The following is a 6,000-nucleotide window of genomic DNA, read 5'->3' on the forward strand; positions in this document are numbered from 1 at the left end:
AAGCTGATTGGAGCTCGGATCATGGCTGATTCCGACAATACCACGACTCTGCCTTACGTCACCCGCAGGCGAATGCTTGCTGGAACAGGTGTGGCGACCACCGTATGGATGCTCGAAGGCAACGCGTCCGCAGCTGACGCCGGAGGCACTAGTATGCCTTCTGACCCCGCGTTAGCGCTTTGGCGTGAATGGCAGGCGACCCATAAGTTGGCTAAGCGGCTTTGTCGCAGGCAGCAGCGCCTGGAGACGAGGCTCGCCGAACGAGTCGGCTTTCCTTGTGTAACGATCCGTCTGCCCGAAGGAGAGGAGGTGACGGTCCACTCGATCGAGGTGCTCAATGAGGTGGTCGGCGATAGGCCGGATATCACCGCTCTCCGCGAGAAGGCCGAAGCTGAGTTCGCCGAACATCTGGCATGCTGGGATGCTGCTGCCGAGGAGGCCGGGTACACCGCCGCGCTTAGGGCCGAGCGCGAGGCGGGCGAACGGACGCAGGATCTGCTGGAAGCTTTCTCAAAGACGCCGGCCGCGACTTTCGCGGGTGTGGCAGGCAAGCTCGATGCCGTATTGCGCGAGGGCGAAGCCTGGGAGAAATGCTCCGAGTTCCCGTGGCCGCAAATCCGCTCGGCGCTCAATGATCTATTGCGCATCGGACGCGATTTGGGCGTTCGCTCGCGGCCCGACAAGTAGATCTTCAGTTCCGTAGCCGTGCGCGAGGCCGCGGCTTACCAGGTGCAGACTTGCCTTATCGGCGCGGCTCTTTAAGTGGGCGGGCGCGCTGGCCGACGGCCAGCAGGCCAAGCAAATGGCCGACTACCAGGCCAGGGTCTATGAACAGCAGGCGTAGGCCGACGTCCAAAGCTCGCCCTTCGAGCAGGCCAGGGGCGCCACAAGCTGGATCTCCTGCAGGCGCAGGTGCGTGCCCAGGTCCGCGCCTCGGGCGATGGCATCGCAGCCTCGCTGACCGAGATGCTGGCGGCCACTGCAAGGCAGGCGAGCTCAACCTCAAGGCGATCCAGTACGGTTCGGAGCTGCGCCAGAACAGTGCCAGCACGAAGGCGGCAATTTCACGCCTTTCCCGTAAACAGGCGGTGGGCGCCTCGATTTTCAAGGCCCGCGGCAATCTCCTATCGGGCCTCTCCGGCCTTTACGACCCGAGCAAGCGGTGACGTTGGCAGGAGCGCTTTCCCGTCGGCGCCGGGCGGAGGCCTCTTGGCGATGGCCACCATCCAAACAGAAACTAGCTGATGAGCTGGCGGAGGCCGGCGACGCTAACATCTTCCTATATCGATGGTCTGAAGCTGACCACCAAGCGCCTGCTACAGAAGGCATCCCGAACGATGTCGGCTCTGCCGAGTGGGCGGCGACCATTGCCCGCCAGTGAGCGTCTAGGGATGAGCCGCGCTGGGCTACAACTTCGGTTTCGTTTTGATCGGTTCCATGTAGCGCTGAATTCTCTTGTCGACGAAAATGTGCACGAGATAGCCGACGGCAATCCCCACTAAGGAACGGATTATTGCGGCCAAACTGGATGGCAGCCATGGCATTGTTTTCGCCAAGATCAAAAGAGTGGCGGGCATGCATGGCTGATGAAAAAGAAAGATCGAATAGGAAGCGTCGCCGAGCGCAAGGCCAAGCCGAGTTTCGCGCATCGTCGTGGTCCCAACCGCAACCAGCATGGTAACCAAAAGCAATGGTGCTATTGAAAGCACCATTGCCAGCGTCCGCGCACGCTAGCGCGCGCCGGCTTCTTCGGGACGTGATCTATCTAGACCGCGGTAGTCGCCTGTGGCAGATGTTTGCGAATGCGCATCTTCTCCACCGTTCTAGCTCTTCGCCGCCGTTTTTGGTCATGGGTCGCCACTGGCGCCGCTAGGGAGAATGCCGTCATCGGGGCGCGCACTAAGTTCGGGGCGGGGGCGGAAATCTTCAATATCCACGGCGACCGGTCCCGCGTTTCAATTGGCGCGGACAGCCATTTGGATGGGCATTTGCAGATCTTTGCCCACGAGGGTCGGATCAAGATTGATGATTGGTTCTATCTTGGCCCAGGCTCGACGATTTGGTCGTCGGACCCGGTGGGGATCAAAATCGGTAAGCGGGTGCACGTCTCGTGGGGTGTGGCGATCCACGACACTAATTCACATCCGATGGACCCGCAGAAACGTTTTGCCCAGATGCAAGCCATTTTCCTTGAGGGCCATCCGCGTGTCGACCCGGGCATCCGTTCGGCGCCGATCACTATTGGAGATGACGTCTGGATCGGCAATAGTGCCATGGTCATGAAGGGGGTCACCATCGGCGATCGGGCGATTATCTCGGCCGGGTCCATTATTCGATGCGACGTCCCGGCCGATGCGTTGGTGCGGCCAGCAGACCTAGTGAAGTGATGCCTTTGGCCTGCCGCTCATCGATGAACGTCGTGCGATCGTTTAGCGCGACCTATCGAAGCGGTTGTCCAGCGTACATTTCTCGCGTCAGTCTCAGGCCGCATCGACAAAAGGCATGTGCTTAATGCGGTCCCACTGGTCCTTCGCCGTCGTGCCGGACCAGTGATTGCGTAGAGTGCTTTCGCGATAAGCTTGTGCAGGTTCCAATTCGGGTAGGTCTGACGATTGAGGTAGGAAGAATACGTTGCCGCCAGCGGCCGAAACCGCGACCAGCTTGTATCCGTGATCCTTGCAGAGCTTCGTCAGGGCGGTGATCGACGCACCATGATACCAGCCGCTGTCGTGCTTGGCCATGCGATCGAACGCGTGGTCATAGGGCACTGTGATGGGATTGAGGCCAAAGCTGGCATTGTATTCCGCGACAATAACGGCCGGACGCACTGGTAGCAGTGCTTGCAGAAACCAGTAGTCGTTTCCATCGACGTCCACGGAAAGCACGCCAAGCTGCGGAAAATGCGTGGCGAGACTCTTGATGTTGTCGAGATCAACGAAGCTCTGGCGCACTTCGATCCGCTTTGGAAGCAGCGAGCGCGCCAACCGCACGGTCGTTGCGTCGCCATCAACTAGGAGGCCTCGGAATTCACTAAGCCCAATGCAGTTATATTCCGTCGGATGGAAACCAAATTCCAAGAACGTTTTCGGGCTTCGGCCAACAATTTGCGACAGGATCACACTTTCGTCCGATTGCGGAGACCCGGCAAGGCGAGCCTTTGCGAGGTGAAAATAATATCGGAGCGGGCTTGAGCGAAGGAAAGCATGCGTGCGCGATTGGATATTCATCAAAGGATGACTCCTTGATCGCCCGCCCGCAGCCAATTATTTGCGACAAGCGACGGCGGTTTGCAAGCTTGCAAACGCGCGCGTCCGCCAGTCTGGACGCCGTTTGAAATCGCCGAAAGGTCGTCAGAAGAATTGCTCTGCGAGGGCCGCTCGGGATGCTGTCAGCGCCAACAATGGCGCAGCAGGCCGACCAGAAATCCTACAGCTGGGGCAGTATTTCGGAATTGTCAGGGTTCATCGCTGACGCCGACGCGGACTCGCCGCCGGCGGAGCCGCTACGGTCTGCTGTCCTGCGGCTTCTGGTGAGGTTCCTGGCTTTTCGACCACCAGACAAAATACAGCGAGCCCATCTTCATCACAGGCACGCGGCGGTCGCGTTCCCGGGCTCGCAACTCACGATAGGTCTTCATCTTCAGAGTGCCGCCAGGCAACCTGATACGCACTGCCATCGGTCCAACTCCCGTTGTGCAACGCAGCAATTTTCGTGCAATGCGGTAAGTAGAGACCTTCCGTAACGGAAGAGTCAACAGCAGCGTCATCAACTTATTTTGCGAGCTCTTCTGCAGAGGCTCCGCGCGGTCTTCCCAGGCGCATGCCAGGCCGGAAGAATTGCTGCGTCACCCCGGCGACTGATCGTCAATCAGGCGCTGGCGGTTCGACCACCAGGTGAAATAAACCCGGCCGATCTTGACGACGGGTATGCGGCGGGCGCGCTCGCGGTCGCGCAATTCGCGGTACACTTTCACCCTCAGCGTGCCGCCTGGCATTCTGATACGCACTGCCATCGCTTCCGCCGTCCCAAATTGTGCAATGCAGCATCAAGACCTTCCGTGACGGAAGAGTCAACGCCTGCCCGCTGATTTTTTCTGGGAGTTGGCGAGTGGTTCGGAGGTTTGGCACGCAGGTGGTTCCTGATCCTGCATGGAAGCGTCATGCCCAGTTGGGGTCGTCGGGTGCGCGGACTATTTCCTGGGCGAGGATTTGTTGGGCGAGGATGGGCGATCGGACATGCCGCTCGGCCACCAGATGACGAAGTAATTGCCGACCTGCCAAACCGGCACCTCGCGCTTCTGCTCGCGACGCCGCAGCTCGTCCCTTTTCTTGATCTTCAAAGTCCCGCCCGGAAGCCTGATTCTTATCGTCACGTGTCCTCCCCGTACCCCCCAAGGTACGAACGATAGACGGGAACGGTTTCATCCCGGCTAAGTAATTTCCTCCAGGTCAAGCAATTTCGGGCGCGGTAGACGCAGGAACCGGACCGGAGCCAGATCGCCGGAACCGGCCTCATTCGAAGAAATCCGCAATGCCATTGATGGCCAGCACCGCATAGACGATCGGTCCGGCGATAAACGCACAATAGAGGCAGAGGATCGCCGCCAGCACCAGCAGCAGCGGCTTGTCGCGACCGACGGCGCGGAGCTCGGACTTCACGGACCAGCGCGCCGCAGCGGTTTGTTCATCATCAGACATGCTCACCATTCCGCGGCCATTTCACACGGCGGGTCGAAAACATCAACCTGCGCCTAGCCTGACAACATTGACCAATTATGGACATGAGGTTCAGGGGCGTCTCCAAGCATCTGATCACATGCCAAGGCTCGCCGCCCGGACCAGTCTCGGCGAGGTAAACTGCGCAAAACAGGATGCGGCGACCTACAATCGCTGAATCACGGCATGAGGAAGGGTTCGTATCAGACGGCAGTCGACGCGGCCAGCAAGGAATTCATCGGTTGCCGTCCGGCATCCGCCGTAGTCATTGTAATCGTCCAGGATCATGAATCCGCCAGGGCTCAACACTTCAACGGTCCGCTCAAGGCAGAACTTGACCGGATCGTGCCAATCGCAATCGATGTGGGCCAGTGCTACTCTGCTATTCGGATGAAACTGCACTGTGTCTTCGAACAAACCCTTGTGAAGCACGATCTTTTCGCCATCGACCGGGACACCAAAGTCCTTGAAGCTGGCACTCACCTTATCGAATAGGTCGCCTTGATACCCATAATAGGTGTCACCGCCGATGCCTTTGGATCGTCCCGACCGGATGGTCTCGTAACGGGCCTTGGATTTTTCGTCGTCCTGTTCAGTCGGGCTCGGAATCATCCCAAACACATCGTAGCCGTGGAAAGAACGGTCTCCGTCGAGTTCGGACGCGATGTAGATTGCGGAGCCACCGAGTGCGACACCATATTCGATGAAATCGCCGGGGACGTTTTCACGCCTCAGCCGCCTGATTGCATCGCGAAGGCTAATAAACTTGGCGTCCGAAAGATACGTCAGACGGGCGCGCTGCACCGAACGGGCGACGGCCGGCACTCTAAGCCTGTTCGCATTCTTAACGAAGTGTCGAGTCAGTCCTGATAACATCGTACGATGTTAGACAGCAGCAGGGGGATTCGCAAGCAGCCCCGAAGAGGCAAAGTGAGCCGCGGGAGGCTCGTTCGGAGGCGGCAGCCATCCGACGCGATATCGGGCCGGGCCAGCCGGACCAATTGCTCCGCTGGTGAGCGTCTACGGATGTGCCGGCTGGACTGCAATTGGTCTTCTTGACTGGGGCCGCGCCGCCCTACTATGGAAATCGGACCCGCTACCGCAATGAGCAGACCGACAGCCTGGCCGGGCAAAGCACCTCATCGCCTTGAACGATCGCGCTGAGTGGGGAGGGTTGAGCAGGTGCTCGGATGTAATTCCCGGGCGTAAACGTCTTGAACAAAGACGGAACGGCGGACCGGCTCGAGCAGAAGGTCCGCCGTTCCGGGTCGTTCAGATCACAAGA

The 6,000-nt window shown here is 59.2% G+C and carries 9 protein-coding genes; 2 read left to right on the forward strand and 7 right to left on the reverse strand.

The features are described 5' to 3' along the window. Positions 1–21: 21 nt before the first annotated feature. Positions 22–687 (forward strand): hypothetical protein, encoded by a 666-nt coding sequence (locus E5W70_RS19520; protein WP_292661064.1) that lies wholly within the window; start codon positions 22–24, stop codon positions 685–687. Positions 688–1,406: 719 nt separating this feature from the next. Here E5W70_RS19520 and E5W70_RS19525 read toward each other — a convergent pair. Next, the gene (locus E5W70_RS19525; RefSeq protein ID WP_292661066.1) at positions 1,407–1,712 is read right to left on the reverse strand and encodes a hypothetical protein; all 306 of its coding nucleotides are present in this window, start codon (positions 1,710–1,712) and stop codon (positions 1,407–1,409) included. 90 nt (positions 1,713–1,802) lie between these two features. On the opposite strand from E5W70_RS19525, the gene E5W70_RS19530 reads away from it, so the two are divergent. After that, positions 1,803–2,387, forward strand: coding sequence for an acyltransferase (locus E5W70_RS19530; RefSeq protein ID WP_292661069.1), 585 nt, complete (start codon positions 1,803–1,805; stop codon positions 2,385–2,387). A gap of 93 nt (positions 2,388–2,480) precedes the next feature. On the opposite strand, the gene E5W70_RS19535 is transcribed toward E5W70_RS19530, so the two are convergent. From E5W70_RS19535 to E5W70_RS19560, 6 genes are all read right to left on the reverse strand, one after another. Next, on the reverse strand, positions 2,481–3,227 hold the full coding sequence (locus E5W70_RS19535; RefSeq protein WP_292661071.1) for a hypothetical protein: 747 nt from the start codon (positions 3,225–3,227) through the stop codon (positions 2,481–2,483). A gap of 275 nt (positions 3,228–3,502) precedes the next feature. Then, a complete protein-coding gene (locus tag E5W70_RS19540) occupies positions 3,503–3,676 on the reverse strand; it encodes a hypothetical protein (protein ID WP_292661074.1) in 174 nt (57 codons plus the stop codon). Between the two features lie 168 nt (positions 3,677–3,844). Further along, positions 3,845–4,012, reverse strand: coding sequence for a hypothetical protein (locus E5W70_RS19545; protein WP_292661076.1), 168 nt, complete (start codon positions 4,010–4,012; stop codon positions 3,845–3,847). A 177-nt stretch (positions 4,013–4,189) separates the two neighbouring features. After that, positions 4,190–4,372 carry a hypothetical protein gene (locus E5W70_RS19550; protein WP_031194824.1) on the reverse strand — a complete coding sequence of 61 codons (183 nt, stop codon included), beginning with the start codon at positions 4,370–4,372 and terminating at the stop codon, positions 4,190–4,192. 139 nt (positions 4,373–4,511) lie between these two features. Continuing rightward, positions 4,512–4,697, reverse strand: coding sequence for a hypothetical protein (locus E5W70_RS19555; RefSeq protein WP_292661082.1), 186 nt, complete (start codon positions 4,695–4,697; stop codon positions 4,512–4,514). 183 nt (positions 4,698–4,880) lie between these two features. Continuing rightward, entirely contained in the window at positions 4,881–5,540 is a 660-nt protein-coding gene (locus tag E5W70_RS19560; RefSeq protein ID WP_292661085.1) for a TylF/MycF/NovP-related O-methyltransferase, read from the reverse strand. Between the last annotated feature and the right edge of the window lie 460 nt (positions 5,541–6,000).

It is taken from the genome of Mesorhizobium sp., assembly GCF_005063415.1.
Classification (GTDB): domain Bacteria; phylum Pseudomonadota; class Alphaproteobacteria; order Rhizobiales; family Rhizobiaceae; genus Mesorhizobium.